The sequence below is a fragment of the Rhizobium anhuiense bv. trifolii genome, assembly GCF_024346605.1.
Classification (GTDB): domain Bacteria; phylum Pseudomonadota; class Alphaproteobacteria; order Rhizobiales; family Rhizobiaceae; genus Rhizobium; species Rhizobium anhuiense.
The window spans coordinates 3,965,577-3,981,163 of record NZ_CP098803.1; the positions used below are offsets into that span (position 1 = coordinate 3,965,577).

The following is a 15,587-nucleotide window of genomic DNA, read 5'->3' on the forward strand; positions in this document are numbered from 1 at the left end:
TCAGTTGCTCATCGTGTCTTCGAGCTCTTTCAGCTCTTTCGTGCGTTTGTCCGTGATGTTGGCGAGACATCCGGCGACCAGCATCGGCTCCATCGTGCCGCCGCGGGCCTGAAAGCCGAAGGCGTCACATTCGGCGTCGCGATAATCGATCCAGGCGCGCTGCGCTTTGACCAGCGCCTGCTCCGCGCCCTTCATGTCGCCATCCAGGTCCTTGTCGATCGCCGCCAGGGCGGCGCGGGTCTTCTTGTATTGCGCATTCAGAGCCTTGTCGGCAGCCTCATGGCGCGCCGCCTCGCAGGCCGTCATGTCCGATTGCGTCTTGGGACTGTTGCAATCGATCTCCTCGGCGGAGGCGCTACCAGCCATGAGCAGCATCGCCGCTCCGACCAGGCAGATATTCAAACGCATGCGTTCCTCCCGACCATCGCTCTTAGAGCTTGCCCATCACCAGCTGGCGGAAGCCGTAAACCTCGCGCTTGCCGGAAAGCGGGATCAGCGTCACCGAGCGCGTCTGCCCCGGCTCGAAGCGCACCGCCGTTCCCGCCGGGATATCGAGCCGCTTGCCATGTGCAACAGCGCGATCGAAGGAAAGCCCGGCATTGGTCTCGGCGAAATGATAGTGGCTGCCGACCTGCACTGGCCGGTCGCCCGTATTGGAAACCTCCAGCGTCACCGTCTGCGCGCCGGCATTCAGTTCGATGTCGCCGCTTGCGGCAATGATTTCACCTGGAATCATCTCGTCCTCCTTAAGCCGCCTTGGGCGCACAGGCCTCGGCCTTCAGCACGCGCTTCGTCGACGCCGGATTTTTGGCAAGCATATCAACCGGCCGAATAGGCCTCGCGACGAGATTGCCGCCGCAGTTCGGGCAGACACCTTTCAGCACACCCTCGACGCAATCGGCGCAGAAGGTGCATTCATAGGTGCAGATCCGTGCCTCGGTGCTGTCCGCCGGCAAATCCTTATCGCAGCATTCGCAATTGGGCCTGAGCTCCAGCATTCCTATCTCCTCACCGGATCGGCTCGTGCACGGTGACGAGCTTGGTTCCATCCGGGAACGTCGCCTCCACCTGCACGTCGTGGATCATCTCGGCAACGCCCTCCATCACCTGGCCGCGGCCGATCACATGGGCGCCGGCTTCCATCAGCTCGGCAACCGGGCGGCCGTCGCGGGCGCCTTCGACGACGAAATCGCTGATCAGCGCGATCGCTTCGGGATAGTTCAGCTTGACGCCGCGCTCCAGCCGCCGCCGCGCCACCATCGCCGCCATTGATATCAGCAGCTTGTCTTTTTCTCTCGGAGTGAGGTTCATTGCTTGCCCATCTGCTTCATACCTAGAACAGGATGATCCTGTTCTGCATTAAAGAGTTAGAGCCTGATGTCGTCCGAAAACCGCTCACACTTTTCGGCATCATGCTCCAGGTTCATAGATTCCAGACTTTCGGCACAGGCGCGCCATTGCGCAAGGCGGAAATGACCGGGATCAGGATTTTTCTGAGTGAGAATCCGTCGGCCGCCGCAAGGCGGACGACAAGCTTGCCATCCCAGGCGCTTGCACCGCCCATCGATCCTTCGACGAGCGGCCGGACCTTGGCGAGATAGGCTTCGGAAAGCGGTCCGGCATAAAGCAGCGTCGCAAAGGCCACCTGCCCGCCGAGCACGGCCTGCCGCGCGGCCAGCGCCGCCACGCCTTCGGAAAGCCTGAGTTCCTCGGCATGGATCAGTTGGCCCGAGCGGCGGATGCGCCAGCGGTCGCGGAACAGCCCGGTCTCCACCGCCTCCCCCATCGCCTTGCGGCCGAGCAGGACAGCTTCGACGGCCAGAAATTCGGCACTCTCGTCAAGATCGACATCCAGCCGGCGGAAAAGTGCGGCTCTATCGAAGAGGATCGTTTCCTGCGGCAGCCAGTCGACGCGAGCCTGGGCTCCAACCTTGATGCTGGTCGTCACCTCGGCGGTGCCGGCCGATGCCTTGTAAATCTTCTCGCAGGCCTGGGTGGTGACGTCGATGCGCGTACCGGCGCCGGCATCGACGCTCCAATCCATCCGGTCGCCGCCGGTGAGCCCGCCAGCGGTGTTGATGATGACGGCTTCCATGGAGGCATTGAAGGTATCAGGCAGGCGGATCTTCGCCGCTCCCTCCTGATAGAGCTCACGGATGCGCGTACGGCCATCGAACAGCTTTGCCGCCAGATGCCCGCGCCCCTCCGCTCTTTGCGGTCTCGTGCCTGCCGCCGCAATCGTCATATCGTCCCTTTCGGTCGCGCCTTTGATTTTCATTCAAGCGCGCAGATAGCAGAAAGCAAGCAATTCCCATGCCGTCCAGGATGCCCGCAGCAGATGCGGCAGATCTGCGAATTGCTGGGTCCCCTGCTGCAAAATGCGGCATCTGCCGGTCAGACGGTCAGATGACGGCGGGCCTCCGGCGTATCCAGCGTTTCGGCAAGCCCTTCATGCACGATCTCGCCGCGATCCATGATGTAGACGTAATCGGCGAGCTCCCGGCAGAAATCCAGATATTGTTCGACGAGCAGGATCGCCATGCCTGTGGAGTCACGCAAATAGCGGATCGCCCGGCCGATATCCTTGATGATCGAGGGCTGGATGCCTTCGGTCGGCTCGTCGAGCACGAGGATCTTCGGCCGCGTCACCATGGCGCGCCCGATCGCCAACTGCTGCTGCTGCCCGCCGGAAAGATCGCCGCCGCGACGCGACAACATCGACTTCAGCACCGGGAAGAGGCTGAAGATGTCGTCGGGGATGTTGCGGTCGCGGCGACCAAGCGGAGCGAAGCCGGTTTCGAGATTTTCCTTGACGGTAAGCAGCGGGAAGATTTCGCGGCCCTGCGGCACATAGCCGACGCCCTGCTTGGCGCGGGCAAAGGGCGGCAGACCGTTGAGTCTGGTGTCATTGAAGGTGATGGTACCCGCCGACAGCGGATGCTGGCCGGTAACAGCGCGCAGAAGAGAACTCTTCCCCACGCCGTTACGCCCCAGCACGCAGGTAATCTTTCCCATCTCCGCTTTGATCGAGATGCCGCGCAGCGCCTGTGCGGCGCCATAATGCAGATTTGCGTTTTCGACTGTCAGCATCCGTTCACCCATTCCCCATCAGTTCATTAGGCCACGCCTCAGCGTCTGCAGGGCGTGCTCCTGTTCCGTCGTTCTCTCGCCGCCGACCGCGGCCACGTCCTCGGCAATACCGATCAATTGCTGACGCTCTTGCATGTCGAGCGCCTCTATCCAGAGAGGCCGGAACCGGCGGATCGGATCTTCGGGACTGGTGACGTTCTTGGACGCCCACTCGCCGAAAACCAGCACCTCTTCCATGTCGCCCGGCCGGATGATGCCTTTCATGCGGTTGCGAACGACATCCTTCGCAGCGTCGACATAGATCGGCTTTTCCTTGGCAAGGCAGAAGAAAAAGGCCACCGCCGCAATCGCCGGATCGGCGATCGAGGCCAGCGGCGCGACTTCGGCCTGCTTGCGAAACTTTTTGCGCTTATAAGCGCCCCGCATCCGCTCGACCGAATCGATGATCTCGTTTCCCGCTTCACGCGCCATTTTCAAACGCCAATACCAGACGACCGCGCCGCTGAGCGCCACAACCAGAATACCGAGAAAAGCCATGATGAAACCCCACAGTAAAACCCGCCCGTTTTAGAGCGTCTTCTTTTGTCAGGTTCAAGTCTCCAAGTTGCACTGATCACCGCCCCAGATAGTTCTCGATCACCTTCGGATCGGAACTGACAAAATCGATCGACCCTTCCGCCAGCACCGAGCCTTCGGCAAGGCACGTCACCTTGACGCCGAGGTCGCGGATGAAGCCCATGTCGTGCTCGACGACGACGACCGAGCGGGTCCTAGCGATATCCTTGAGCAGGACCGCCGTTTCCGCCGTTTCCGCATCGGTCATGCCGGCCACCGGTTCGTCGACCAGCAGGAGTTTCGGCTCCTGCGCCAGCAGCATGCCGATCTCCAGCCACTGCTTCTGCCCATGCGAGAGGTTGGCGGCGAATTCGTCACGGCGGTGCGTCAGCCGCACCGTTTCCAGGATCTCCTCGATGCGCGCCTTGTCCTCGCCCGAAAGCCGGTAGAACAACGTCGGGAACACACCACGACGCCGGTTCAGCGCAAGCTCCAGATTGTCCCACACCGTATGGCTTTCGAAGACCGTCGGCTTCTGGAATTTCCGGCCGATGCCGAGCTGGGCGATATCGGCTTCATCCTTCTTGGTCAGGTCGATCGTGCCGTTGAAGAACACCTCGCCCTCATCGGGCCTGGTCTTGCCGGTGATGATATCCATCATCGTCGTCTTGCCGGCGCCGTTCGGGCCGATGATGGCGCGAAGCTCACCGGGCTCGATAACGATCGACAGCGAATTCAGCGCCTTGAAGCCGTCGAAGGAAACCGACACGCCGTTGAGATAAAGCACGCTGGTGGGTTTGACGTCGGGAATCACTGTGCTCACTCCGCTGCCTGGATTTTCGGCTCGATGTCGTCTTCTTCAGCCGCCGGCGGGGCAGCCTTGGAGACAAGCTTCTGCTTGCCGAGATATTGCGCAATCGTGCCGACGACGCCCTTCGGCAGGAACAGCGTCACGGCGACGAAAAGGCCGCCCAGCGCAAACAGCCAGATCTCCGGGAAGAGGCCGGTGAAGATCGTCTTGCCGCCGTTGACGAGGATCGCGCCGATGATGGGCCCGATCAGCGTCGCCCGCCCGCCGACCGCCGTCCAGATGACGACTTCGATCGAATTGGCAGGAGCGAATTCGCCCGGATTGATGATGCCGACCTGCGGCACGTAGAGCGCGCCGGCAATGCCTGCCATCATCGCCGAGACGACGAAGGTGAAGAGCTTGAAATGCTCGACGCGGTAGCCGAGGAAGCGCGTGCGGCTTTCGGCATCGCGCACGCCGACCAGCACCTTGCCGAATTTCGAGCGCACGATCGCCGAGGCGATCATCAGCGACAGGGCCAGGAAGATCGCGGTCGCCGCAAAGAGGCTCGCACGCGTGCCGTCCGCCTGGATGTTGAAGCCGAGGATGTCCTTGAAATCGGTCATGCCGTTGTTGCCGCCGAAGCCCATATCGTTGCGGAAGAAGGCCAGCAGCAGCGCATAAGTCATCGCCTGGGTGATGATCGAAAGATAGACGCCGTTGACGCGCGAGCGGAAGGCAAACCACCCGAAGACGAAGGCGAGCAGGCCGGGCACGGCGAGCACCATCAGCGCCGCAAACCAGAACTGGTCGAAACCGTACCAGAACCAGGGCAGCTCCTTCCAATTCAGGAACACCATGAAATCGGGCAGGACAGGATCGCCGTAGACGCCGCGCGAGCCGATCTGGCGCATCAGATACATGCCCATCGCATAACCGCCGAGCGCGAAGAAGGCGCCGTGGCCGAGCGAGAGGATGCCGCAGAAGCCCCAGACGAGATCGAGCGCCAGCGCCAGCAGCGCATAGGTCAGATATTTGCCGAACAGCGCCATGATATAGGTCGGGATGTGCAGCGGGTTGGTCGGGCCGGTCGCCAGATTGAGCACCGGTACGAGAATGGCGACCGCCAGCAACAGGGCGATGGCAATCGAGATCCTGCGATCGAGAGACCGGAGAAGGAAGGCCGTAATCACGCTTCCACCGCCCTTCCTTTGAGTGCGAAGAGCCCGCGCGGACGCTTCTGGATGAAGAGAATGATGAGGACGAGCACCAGGATCTTGCCGAGCACGGCGCCGGCGAAAGGCTCGAGGAACTTGTTGACGACGCCGAGCGAAAGCGCGCCGACCAGCGTGCCCCAGAGATTGCCGACACCGCCGAAGACGACGACCATGAAGCTGTCGATGATGTAGCTCTGGCCGAGGTTCGGCGAGACGTTATCGATCTGCGAGAGTGCGACACCCGCCATGCCGGCGATGCCGGAGCCGAGCGCGAAGGTGAAGGCGTCGACCCAGCCGGTCCGGATGCCCATTGAGGAGGCCATGCGCCGGTTCTGCGTCACCGCCCGCATCTGCAGGCCGAAGGCGGAACGCTTCAGCAGCATCAGCAGCGTCAGGAATACCACGACCGAAAAGACGATGATCCAGAGCCGGTTCCAAGTGATGGCAAGCCCGCCGAAATCGAAGGTGCCGGACATCCAGCTCGGATTGCGAACCTCGCGGTTGGTCGGGCCGAAATAGCTGCGCACCGCCTGCTGCAGGATCAGCGATACGCCCCAGGTGGCAAGCAAGGTTTCCAGCGGCCGGCCGTAGAGATAGCGGATGACGACACGCTCGATGATCAGGCCGACGAAGCCGGTGAAGATGAAGGCGGCCGGCACCGCAAAGGCCAGCGAATAATCGGCAAGCTCCGGAAAGGTCGAGGTGATGTATTCCTGCACGACATAAGTGGTGTAAGCGCCGATCATCACCATTTCGCCATGCGCCATGTTGATGACGCCCATGACCCCGAAAGTGATGGCAAGGCCGATTGCCGCTAGCAGCAGCACCGAGCCGAGCGACAGACCGTACCAGACGTTCTGGACGATATCCCAGAGCGCCAAGCTGCGGTTGATCGAGCTGATATGCGCCTGGATGACGGGCTTCAGATCTTCGGGCGCCGTTGTCAACGCCGTGGTCAGAATGGTCAGGGCGTCGCGACCGCCGCGGGCTGCGACCGTATCGATCGCCTCCTTCTTCTCGGCGGCGCTGACATCGCCCTTCAGCACCATCACGGCACGGGCCGCTTCCATGGTGCTCTTGATCTCGGCGTCCTTCTCATCCGCCAGCGCGGAATTAAGCAGATCGAGGTTGGCGGGATCGGCATCCTTCAGCAGGCCTTGAGCCGCAGCAAGGCGAGCGCCGCGATCGGGGCTCAGCAGCGTCAACTGGCTCATGATGGTGCCGATCAGGGTACGAACGGAATTGTTGATCCGGACTTTGGACATCATGTCGGGATCGAGATCGGCGACAGCCTCGCCGGTGATCGGATCGGAAAAGGTCGGCTCGTCTTCGGTGCCGCCTTGGACGAGAACTGGACCGCCCTCCTCGGAATTGACATAGAGCAGGCCGTCGCTCAACTGCTGCAATATCTGGCTGACATGCGCATCCTTCGAGGCGACGAGCGCCTTGATGGCGGCTTCGCGCTCCGGAAACCCGCCGGTGCCGAGCGCATCGACGAGGGCATGGATATCGTCCTGAGCCTTCAGGCCGGCCGTCAGCCCCGAGAGGGTCAGGCAAAGGGTCAAAAGAAAAATCTTGATGGCGCGATACATCGGCTTTCCCGCCTAACCAGAGCATAGTGTGAAATGCTCTATCTCAGTGTTCTCACGCAATTCCGGACACAGAACCGCTGTGCACCTTTGTTGGAATTGCTCCAGCGTTGCCTTCTCGGCAGCGACCGCCGGGGACGGAGCTTCCGCCCGGATTTGCAATCCGGACGGAAGTCTTCAGGCTCGTGTCAGGTCAGCTCGCTCAGGAGCCCTTGCCGCCGCACTTGCCGGTCGCGACATTGAAGTTGCCGCAGGACATAGGCTTGCGCCAATCGGAGATCAGGTCCTTGGAGTCGGGCAGGTAGTCCGACCATTCGTCGCCGACGACGGCAGGCGTCTGTTGGACGATTTCGAACTGGCCGTCGGCCTGGATTTCACCGATCAGCACCGGCTTGGTGATGTGGTGGTTCGGCATGACGGTGGCATAGCCGCCGGAGAGGTTCGGAACGGTGACGCCGATGATGTTGTCGAGAACGGCATCGGTATTGGTGGTGCCGGCAGCCTGGACAGCTTTGACCCAGGCGTTGAAGCCGATATAGGCGGCTTCCATCGGGTCATTCGTCACGCGCTTGTCGTTCTTGGTGAACGCATGCCATTCCTTGATGAACTTCTTGTTGGCCGGGCTTTCGACCGACTCGAAGTAGTTCCAGGCGGCGAGATGGCCAACGAGCGGCTTGGTGTCGAGACCGGCAAGCTCTTCTTCACCGACCGAGAAGGCGACGACGGGAATATCGGTTGCCTTGATGCCCTGGTTGCCGAGTTCCTTGTAGAAGGGAACGTTGGCGTCGCCGTTGATGGTGGAGACGACGGCAGTCTTCTTGCCGGCCGAGCCGAATTCCTTGATCTTGGCGACTTCAGTCTGCCAGTCGGAGAAACCGAACGGCGTGTAGTTGACGAGAATGTCTTCCTTCGGAATGCCCTTGGCTTCGAGATAGGCTTCGAGGATCTTGTTGGTCGTGCGGGGATAAACGTAGTCGGTGCCTTCGAGCACGAAGCGCTTCACGCCTTCGGTGTTCATCAGGTAGTCGACGGCCGGGATCGCCTGCTGGTTCGGAGCCGCACCGGTGTAGAAGATGTTGCGCGAGGATTCTTCGCCTTCATACTGCACCGGGTAGAAGAGCAGCGAGTTCAGCTCTTCGAAGACCGGCAGCACGGATTTGCGCGAAGACGAAGTCCAGCAACCGAAGACGGCAGCGACCTTGTCCTTTTCGATCAGTTCGCGTGCCTTTTCGGCAAACAGCGGCCAGTCGGAAGCCGGATCGACGACGACGGCCTCGAGCTTCTTGCCGAGAAGGCCGCCCTTCTTGTTCTGCTCGTCGATGAGCATCAGCATGGCATCTTTCAGCGTCGTTTCGGAAATCGCCATGGTGCCGGAGAGCGAATGCAATACGCCGACCTTGATCGTGTCGTCGGCGGCAATCGCCCCGCTGAAAGCGGCCGATGCCGCCATGACGGCGCCGAGCGCAGCACCGGTGATAGTGGTTTTGAGATTCATCAGGTTGAGCCCCTCTTCTTGTTCCGCAACAGGCCGGAAACGGAGATTAACTGTTGCTTAAGGGACTATCGGGTGCTGCAGCGCAAAAACACATACGCAAAATGACGTAGGTGCGGGGGTCAAACAGACAGGCCGGGGCAGGAAGGGCATCCCACAGCAGCGATGCCCTGTCCGCTCGATACCGGAAATTATCCGTCGATCGTCAAGGTAACCGTTGTCGGGCTGTAGGAGAGGCTCGCCTTGTGGCCGGAGACCGTGAGCTTGCCGAAGGTGCCGGTCACGGCATTCGCCTTCAAGATCTCGATCTTCGTTCCCGGCGTCGGGGCATAGCCATCGGCAAGCGTCACGTCGAGATCGCCGGCCAGCACCGCCTTGCCTGCGACGACCAGCGCGCCTGCGCCGTTAGCGCCGAGCGTCGGCTTCGCTGTCGCATTGGCGAGCTGCTGATAATCGCCGCTCACGGTCAACGGCTTATCGGCCGCCAGAACGAGCGAACCGCCATTGACCGTCAGCCCGCCGGTACCGAAGGCCGAGGATGAGCCGGCCACCAGCACGCCATCTTCCAGCACGGTGCCGCCGGCATAGCTGTTGGTGCCCGAAAGCCCGAGAATGCCGCTGCCGCGCTTCACCAGCTTGCCCTTGCCGCCGATACCGTTCCGCCAGGTATCGATCGCATTGAAACCGCCCTTTGCCGCGTCCATCGTCACGGTGACATCCTGCTCGAACGCGCCATAGCCATCGGCGGCGGCAAACAGGTTGAGACGGCCGTAGCCTTCCGCGTCGTCGATGAGCGGATAGCCGGATGCAATCGCCGTTGTGCCAAGCACGTCACGGCGTTGCGCGCCGTCCAGATAGGGCAGACGCGTTTCGAGAAGCGCTTCGGCGCCCTGCGGCACGCGAGCCGGCTGATCGGTCGCATGGATCGTCGGTAGGCCGTAGGTCAGGCGCTTCAGTACGTAAGCGCGGTTGGCGTCATGATCGGCGAAACGGTCTGCCGCGAGCGGCGCTGCATGCGCGGCGACTTCGAGCGCACCCGCATCCGCAACGCCTGATTTGGCGATGAGCCATGCCTGCGCTTGGGCATACGCATCGCTCTTCAGCGCTGAGTTGTCGGCCTTGTTCAGATTGTAGACGACCGTGGCGGTGCCGAGCATGCGGCCGCCCATCACGTCGAGAGGAGAATGCATGCCGGCAAGGATGCGGTCTTCACCCAGTTCGCTGGCGCGCGTGATCATTTCCTGAAAGCGCTGCGGCACGAGATAGGCCATGGCCAGTGCATCCCGCCAGGCTTCCGCCGTATGCCCGCTCGGGAAACCGCCGTCTTCGACCGGCTTGCCGCTTTTGGCGGGCTCCAGCGTCGGGACGACCGACACGTCCTGACTCCAGCGATACGGACGGCCATATTTGAAATAGCGCTTGGCAGGCTCCGTCGAACCGTCGCCGCTTGCGGCGTTGATGAAGTCGATCGCAAGGCCCATGTCCGGGTTGGCATCGGTCTTGTTTTCCGCGTCCGGCTTGCTGCCGGCGCCGCGATTGTTGCCCTTATCGTCGTATTTGACCGTCGTCGCATCAGCCGCCACCTCGGTGATCGTGGTGGTCTGCTTCGAGCCGGCCTTCCAGGCATCCGTCAGCGGACCGAGACCATCGACGATGCTGGCATTCTTGCCGCGCCGATCGTCGAGATAGGCGGCCAACGCCTGATCGGCCGTCCGCGCCCGCGTCGCATTGACGACATAGGCGATGTTGGCGTCATGGACGGCCTGGTTGACGATATGGCCGTCGGTCTTGCTGGCGGGAATACCGTCCCAATCCGTCTTGGCAACCGCCGGACAATTGTCCTTGGCCGGGGCTTCGACACCCGCATCGACGAAAGGCGTGCGCGGGGTCCAGATTTCGAGGAAGCCGGAGAGGAGGTGAACGGCGGCATTGGTGTCCGCCGTCGAGAAGCAGGCGTCACCACGTTTGTTGGTGTTTCCAGCCTCCGCATAAGGAACTTTCGCCGCCGTGGCCTGCTCGGCGCTGGCAAGCGATGGCACGATGGAAAGAAGGCAGACAAGGGCGGTGCTCAGGCGGCAAAGGCTTAAAACAGACATGGTGATACCCGAAATGGTTGAACGAACGCCGGGAGAGTTAGAGCGCTTATGTGACAGATCAATTGCAAAAATATTGCCATTCTGTGAACCAGCCGGCACCCGCCTCTTGCCTTTCCCGCCCATCCCGCCAAAACTGCCGGAGAGACGATGAGCCCCAACCGGAATGCCGAAAGGAAGACATGGCAGCGCGCCAACGCATCATTCCGGTAAGACGCGAATATAATCGCTGGGTCGCCAACCAGACGCTGGAAGATTACGCGCTGCGCTTCACCGCCAAAAGCGCCCGCCATTTCTCCTCGCAGCGCATCTCGCAGACGGCGATCGGCGCGATTTCCTTTCTGGCGCTTGAGGCGATCGGCGGTGCGATCACCCTCTCCTACGGCACCACCAACGCCTTTTATGCCATTATCGTCGCCAGCATCGCCATGTTGGCGATCGGCTTGCCGATCAGCCGCTACGCCATCCGCCACGGCGTCGACATCGATCTGCTGACGCGCGGCGCGGGCTTCGGCTATATCGGCTCGACCATCACCTCGCTGATCTATGCGAGCTTCACCTTCATGCTGTTTGCGATCGAGGCATCGATCATGTCCGGGGCGCTGGAGCTTACCCTCGGCATCCCGCTCTGGATCGGCTACATCATCAGCGCCGTCATGGTGATCCCGCTGGTGACGCACGGCGTGCGGCTGATCAGCAAGTTCCAGCTGATGACCCAGCCCTTCTGGATCGTGCTGAATATTCTGCCCTTCATCTTCATCGCCTTTTTGGACTGGGAAAAATTCGACCTCTGGCGCGCCTTCGCCGGCATTCGTCACGCCTCAGGCCCGCCGGGCACCATCGCCGAATTCGATCTGGTCGAGTTCGGCGCGGCCTCCGCCGTCATCCTGGCGCTGATGTCGCAGATCGGTGAACAGGCCGACTTCCTGCGCTTCCTGCCGCCGGACCCGCAGCGCAAGTGGCGCCATCGCCTGGCGGTCTTTCTGGCCGGCCCCGGCTGGGTCATCATCGGCGCGCCGAAGCTGCTTGCCGGCTCCTTCCTGGTCGTGCTGACCTTCACCTCGGGCGTCCCCCTCGACCGCGCCGCCGACCCGGCGCAAATGTATCTGACCGCCTTCGGCTACATGGTCCCCTGGCACAATGCGGCGCTGCTGTTGATGGCCGCCTTCGTCGTCGTCTCGCAGCTGAAGATCAACGTGATGAACGCCTATGCCGGCTCGCTCGCCTGGTCGAATTTCTTCTCGCGGCTGACCCACAGCCACCCCGGCCGTGTCATCTGGCTGGTCTTCAACGTCGCCATCGCCCTGCTTCTGATGGAACTCGGCATCTACCGGCTGCTGGAGGAGACGCTCGGCATCTTCTCGATCATCGCCATGGCCTGGCTGTGCACGATCTCCGCCGATCTGTTCATCAACAAGCCGCTGGGGCTGGCTCCCCCCGGCATCGAGTTCAAGCGCGCCCACCTCTACGACATCAATCCCGTCGGCCTCGGCGCCATGACGCTGTCGGCGACGGTATCGCTGATTGCCCATTTCGGCGCCTTCGGCGAGATCGCCGCCTCGCTCGCTCCCTATATCACCCTGGTCATCGCGCTGATCGCGTCGCCCGTCATCGCCTGGGCGACCAAAGGCAAATTCTATCTCGCCCGCAAGCCGCGCCAGAGCTGGAAGAACCTGACGAACATCACCTGCTCGGTCTGCGAACACCCGTTCGAGCCGGAGGACATGGCCTGGTGCCCGGCCTATGCCGCACCGATCTGCTCGCTCTGCTGCTCACTCGACAGCCGCTGCCACGACATGTGCAAGCCGGCCGCCCGTTTCAACGCGCAGGTCGGCACCGTCGCTAAGGCGCTGCTGCCGGATACCATTGTCGGAAAGCTGACGACGCGCCTCGGCCGTTACGGCATCGCCGTCGTGCTGGCATTGACCGCCATCGGCGCGATCCTGGCGATGATCGCCCATCAGGTCGCCGCCGCCTCACCCGAGACGGCCGAGGTCGTCAACCGGACGATCCTCATCGTCTTCTTCGTCTTCTCGGTGATCTCAGGCGTCGTCTGCTGGTTCTATGTGCTCGCCCATGACAGCCGCGTCGTCGCCGAGGAGGAATCCTCGCGCCAGAACACGCTGCTGCTCAAGGAAATCGCCGCCCACAAGAAGACCGACGCCGCCCTGCAGAATGCCAAGGAGACGGCCGAGGCCGCCAACCGCGCCAAGAGCCGCTATGTCGTCGGGCTCAGCCATGAATTGCGCACGCCGCTGAACGCCGTGCTCGGCTATGCCCAGATTCTCGAGCGCGACGAGACCATCCCGGCGCCGCGCCAATCCTCGATCAAGGTCATCCGCCGCAGCGCCGAACACCTTTCCGGGCTGATCGACGGCCTGCTCGATATCTCCAAGATCGAGGCCGGCCGCCTGCAGGTCTATTCCAACGAGATCAACATCCAGGATTTCCTCGACCAGATCGTCGATATGTTCCGCCCGCAAGCGCAGGCAAAAGGGCTCGCCTTCATCCACGATCGCTCAGCCGCTCTGCCGCAATTCGTCCGCACCGACGAAAAGCGCCTGCGCCAGATCCTCGTCAACCTGCTCTCCAATGCCATCAAATTCACCGACGAAGGCAGCGTCACCTTCGATGTCGGCTATCGCAGCCAGGTCGCGACCTTCACCGTCGCCGATACCGGCCGCGGCATTACCGAGAAAGACCTGCCCCGCATTTACGAACCCTTCCAGCGCGGCGAGGCCGAAAGCGTGCGGCCGATGCCGGGGCTCGGCCTGGGACTCACCATCACCCGGCTTCTGACCAACACGCTCGGCGGCGAGATTTCGGTTTCGAGCGTGAAGGACGAAGGCTCGACCTTCCGCGTGCGGCTGATGCTGTCTGCCGTCATGCGCGTTGCGGCCGCGGCACCGCAGGAAAAGCGGATCGCCGGCTACGACGGCCCGCGGCGCACGCTCGTCGTCGTCGACGACAACGAAGACCATCGCGAGATGATGCGCGAAATCCTGGCGCCTCTCGATTTCATCGTGCTGACGGCGGCAGGCGGCGGCGAATGCCTGACGCTGATCGAGGGCATCATACCGGATCTTTTCCTCGTCGACATCCTGATGCCCGGGATGAATGGCTGGCAGCTCGTCTCGCGTCTGCGCGAGGCCGGTCAGACGGCGCCAGTGCTGATGCTTTCGGCCAATATCGGCGACGCGGCCGCTCTGATCGACAGTGACGACAGCCACAACGACGCGATCGGCAAGCCGGTCGACATCCGCCAACTGCGCGACAAGCTCGCCCTGCATCTTGGGCTGAAATGGATCTATGCCGACGCCGCTCCTGCCATTCCTGTCAAGATCGAAGCGCCGATGCTGAGCCCAGGTGCCGCCCATGTGCAGGAATTGCTGCGGCTTGGCGAAATCGGCTATATCAGAGGCATCGAAGCCAAGCTTTCGGATCTTGCCAAGGTGGAGGCAAATCAGCCATTCACCGAGCAGCTTCGCGTCTATGTCGCCGCCTTCGATCTCGCCGGCTTCATGACCTTCCTGCACGACTTCGACGAAAAGGTGGAATCCATTGGCTGAGCCGGCCCTGCCCCGCGACATAGTTCTGCTCGTCGACGACTCAGCCGAAGCGCTCGGCTTCTTGACCGACGCGCTCGAACAATCCGGCTTCTCCGTGTTGATCGCCACATCTGGCGCGGCGGCGCTCGGTATCGTCGAGCGCATCACCCCCGATCTCATCCTGCTCGACGCGGTGATGCCCAGCATGGACGGCTTCGAGACCTGCCGCCGGCTGAAGGCGAATGCCGCGGTGGCGCAGGTGCCCGTCATCTTCATGACCGGCCTGACCGAAACCGAGCATGTCGTGCACGCGCTGGAATCCGGCGGCGTCGATTATCTCAGCAAGCCGATCAACATCGACGAGCTGCGCGCCCGCATCCGCGTGCATCTGCGCAACGCTCGCTCGGCCCAAAGCGCCCGCATCGCGCTGGATGCAGCCGGCCGCCATCTGCTGGCAGTCAAGGGCGACGGCGCCATCCACTGGTCGACGCCGCAAGCGACACGGCTGGTCAATGCCGCCATGGGCAGCGATGACGGCATGGACATCGTCGTCCGCCATATCGCCGGCTGGATGCGCGACCGCGTCGCCGCAGTGCGTGACGGCATCATCTCGATCGCCCATGCCGGCCAGGCGGCGCTCCAGCTCGCCTTCCTCGGCGCGATCGGTCCCGACGAATATCTCTTCCGCCTCACCGCCGCCAATCAGCGCAGCGACGACGAGGTGCTGCGCCAGCGCTTCTCGCTCACCCAGCGCGAATCCGAAGTGCTGCTCTGGATCGCCAAAGGCAAGGCCAACCGCGACATCGGCGAAATATTGGGACTGTCGGCGCGCACGGTCAACAAGCACCTCGAACAGATCTACGTGAAGCTCGGCGTCGAGAACCGGGCATCAGCCGCCGTAAAGGCAACGCATGTGCTGCACGAGATGTGAGGAAACATCAAAAGTCCCCCTCTGGCCTACCGGCCATCTCCCCACCTGTTGTACGGCCCTGATACATAGCTGACAGGTGTTCGCAGACATGCCTGACACCTGGCCGTCGCAGTCCGCGTCTCTTCCATGGCGATGCCCGGAGTTCTCCATCCGCCGTAACGCCTCCGGCATATCGGTTCGGCCTCGTGACGCCGAGCAAACCAGGAAAGAGAATGTAAACATTCAAAAAAAGAAGCCCGGTCGGAACCGGGCTTCGATAGTCATGTCCCATATTGGGGAAGC

Annotated in this window: 14 protein-coding genes; 2 read left to right on the top strand and 12 right to left on the bottom strand. The window is 62.2% G+C overall.

All coding sequences use genetic code 11. The features are described from left to right. From NE851_RS28275 to NE851_RS28330, 12 genes are all read right to left on the bottom strand, one after another. A complete protein-coding gene (locus NE851_RS28275) occupies nt 1-408 on the bottom strand; it encodes a lysozyme inhibitor LprI family protein (RefSeq protein WP_029868292.1) in 408 nt (135 codons plus the stop codon). 22 nt (nt 409-430) lie between these two features. Next, nucleotides 431-736, bottom strand: coding sequence for an urease subunit beta (locus tag NE851_RS28280; protein ID WP_025570364.1), 306 nt, complete (start codon nt 734-736; stop codon nt 431-433). Nucleotides 737-746: 10 nt separating this feature from the next. Further along, nucleotides 747-998 carry a DUF1272 domain-containing protein gene (locus NE851_RS28285; protein ID WP_254959339.1) on the bottom strand — a complete coding sequence of 84 codons (252 nt, stop codon included), beginning with the start codon at nt 996-998 and terminating at the stop codon, nt 747-749. A gap of 10 nt (nt 999-1,008) precedes the next feature. Continuing rightward, nucleotides 1,009-1,311 carry an urease subunit gamma gene (locus tag NE851_RS28290; RefSeq protein ID WP_025570360.1) on the bottom strand — a complete coding sequence of 101 codons (303 nt, stop codon included), beginning with the start codon at nt 1,309-1,311 and terminating at the stop codon, nt 1,009-1,011. Nucleotides 1,312-1,423: 112 nt separating this feature from the next. After that, nucleotides 1,424-2,245: an urease accessory protein UreD gene (locus NE851_RS28295; RefSeq protein ID WP_025570358.1), complete on the bottom strand. Its 822-nt coding sequence runs from the start codon at nt 2,243-2,245 to the stop codon at nt 1,424-1,426. A gap of 149 nt (nt 2,246-2,394) precedes the next feature. Continuing rightward, the gene (urtE, locus tag NE851_RS28300) at nt 2,395-3,090 is read right to left on the bottom strand and encodes an urea ABC transporter ATP-binding subunit UrtE (RefSeq protein ID WP_025570357.1); all 696 of its coding nucleotides are present in this window, start codon (nt 3,088-3,090) and stop codon (nt 2,395-2,397) included. A gap of 18 nt (nt 3,091-3,108) precedes the next feature. Next, nucleotides 3,109-3,627 (bottom strand): hypothetical protein, encoded by a 519-nt coding sequence (locus NE851_RS28305; RefSeq protein ID WP_029868294.1) that lies wholly within the window; start codon nt 3,625-3,627, stop codon nt 3,109-3,111. A gap of 76 nt (nt 3,628-3,703) precedes the next feature. Then, the gene (urtD, locus tag NE851_RS28310) at nt 3,704-4,459 is read right to left on the bottom strand and encodes an urea ABC transporter ATP-binding protein UrtD (protein ID WP_025570354.1); all 756 of its coding nucleotides are present in this window, start codon (nt 4,457-4,459) and stop codon (nt 3,704-3,706) included. A 5-nt stretch (nt 4,460-4,464) separates the two neighbouring features. After that, nucleotides 4,465-5,628 carry an urea ABC transporter permease subunit UrtC gene (gene urtC, locus NE851_RS28315; RefSeq protein ID WP_025570352.1) on the bottom strand — a complete coding sequence of 388 codons (1,164 nt, stop codon included), beginning with the start codon at nt 5,626-5,628 and terminating at the stop codon, nt 4,465-4,467. Beyond that, nucleotides 5,625-7,244: an urea ABC transporter permease subunit UrtB gene (gene urtB, locus NE851_RS28320; protein ID WP_047618677.1), complete on the bottom strand. Its 1,620-nt coding sequence runs from the start codon at nt 7,242-7,244 to the stop codon at nt 5,625-5,627. Before urtB ends, urtC begins: the two co-directional genes overlap by 4 nt. Before the next feature lie 199 nt (nt 7,245-7,443). Continuing rightward, complete coding sequence (urtA, locus tag NE851_RS28325; protein WP_025570349.1) at nt 7,444-8,736, bottom strand: urea ABC transporter substrate-binding protein; 1,293 nt, start codon at nt 8,734-8,736, stop codon at nt 7,444-7,446. A 188-nt stretch (nt 8,737-8,924) separates the two neighbouring features. After that, a complete protein-coding gene (locus tag NE851_RS28330; RefSeq protein WP_254959349.1) occupies nt 8,925-10,829 on the bottom strand; it encodes an acid phosphatase in 1,905 nt (634 codons plus the stop codon). Nucleotides 10,830-11,008: 179 nt separating this feature from the next. Between NE851_RS28330 and NE851_RS28335 the strand changes: the two genes are divergently transcribed. After that, a complete protein-coding gene (locus tag NE851_RS28335) occupies nt 11,009-14,395 on the top strand; it encodes a hybrid sensor histidine kinase/response regulator (RefSeq protein ID WP_025570345.1) in 3,387 nt (1,128 codons plus the stop codon). After that, the gene (locus NE851_RS28340; RefSeq protein WP_025570343.1) at nt 14,388-15,305 is read left to right on the top strand and encodes a response regulator transcription factor; all 918 of its coding nucleotides are present in this window, start codon (nt 14,388-14,390) and stop codon (nt 15,303-15,305) included. The genes NE851_RS28335 and NE851_RS28340 overlap by 8 nt, the downstream gene beginning before the upstream one ends. Nucleotides 15,306-15,587: the final 282 nt, after the last annotated feature.

Excerpts from the sequence above, each read along its gene's own strand:
- NE851_RS28275 (WP_029868292.1), bottom strand. The coding sequence starts at position 408 with ATGCGTTTGAATATCTGCCTGGTCGGAGCGGCGATGCTGCTCATGGCT.
- NE851_RS28280 (WP_025570364.1), bottom strand. The coding sequence starts at position 736 with ATGATTCCAGGTGAAATCATTGCCGCAAGCGGCGACATCGAACTGAAT.
- NE851_RS28285 (WP_254959339.1), bottom strand. The coding sequence starts at position 998 with ATGCTGGAGCTCAGGCCCAATTGCGAATGCTGCGATAAGGATTTGCCG.
- NE851_RS28290 (WP_025570360.1), bottom strand. The coding sequence starts at position 1,311 with ATGAACCTCACTCCGAGAGAAAAAGACAAGCTGCTGATATCAATGGCG.
- NE851_RS28295 (WP_025570358.1), bottom strand. The coding sequence starts at position 2,245 with ATGACGATTGCGGCGGCAGGCACGAGACCGCAAAGAGCGGAGGGGCGC.
- urtE (WP_025570357.1), bottom strand. The coding sequence starts at position 3,090 with ATGCTGACAGTCGAAAACGCAAATCTGCATTATGGCGCCGCACAGGCG.
- NE851_RS28305 (WP_029868294.1), bottom strand. The coding sequence starts at position 3,627 with ATGGCTTTTCTCGGTATTCTGGTTGTGGCGCTCAGCGGCGCGGTCGTC.
- urtB (WP_047618677.1), bottom strand. The coding sequence starts at position 7,244 with ATGTATCGCGCCATCAAGATTTTTCTTTTGACCCTTTGCCTGACCCTC.
- urtA (WP_025570349.1), bottom strand. The coding sequence starts at position 8,736 with ATGAATCTCAAAACCACTATCACCGGTGCTGCGCTCGGCGCCGTCATG.
- NE851_RS28330 (WP_254959349.1), bottom strand. The coding sequence starts at position 10,829 with ATGTCTGTTTTAAGCCTTTGCCGCCTGAGCACCGCCCTTGTCTGCCTT.
- NE851_RS28335 (WP_025570345.1), top strand. The coding sequence starts at position 11,009 with ATGGCAGCGCGCCAACGCATCATTCCGGTAAGACGCGAATATAATCGC.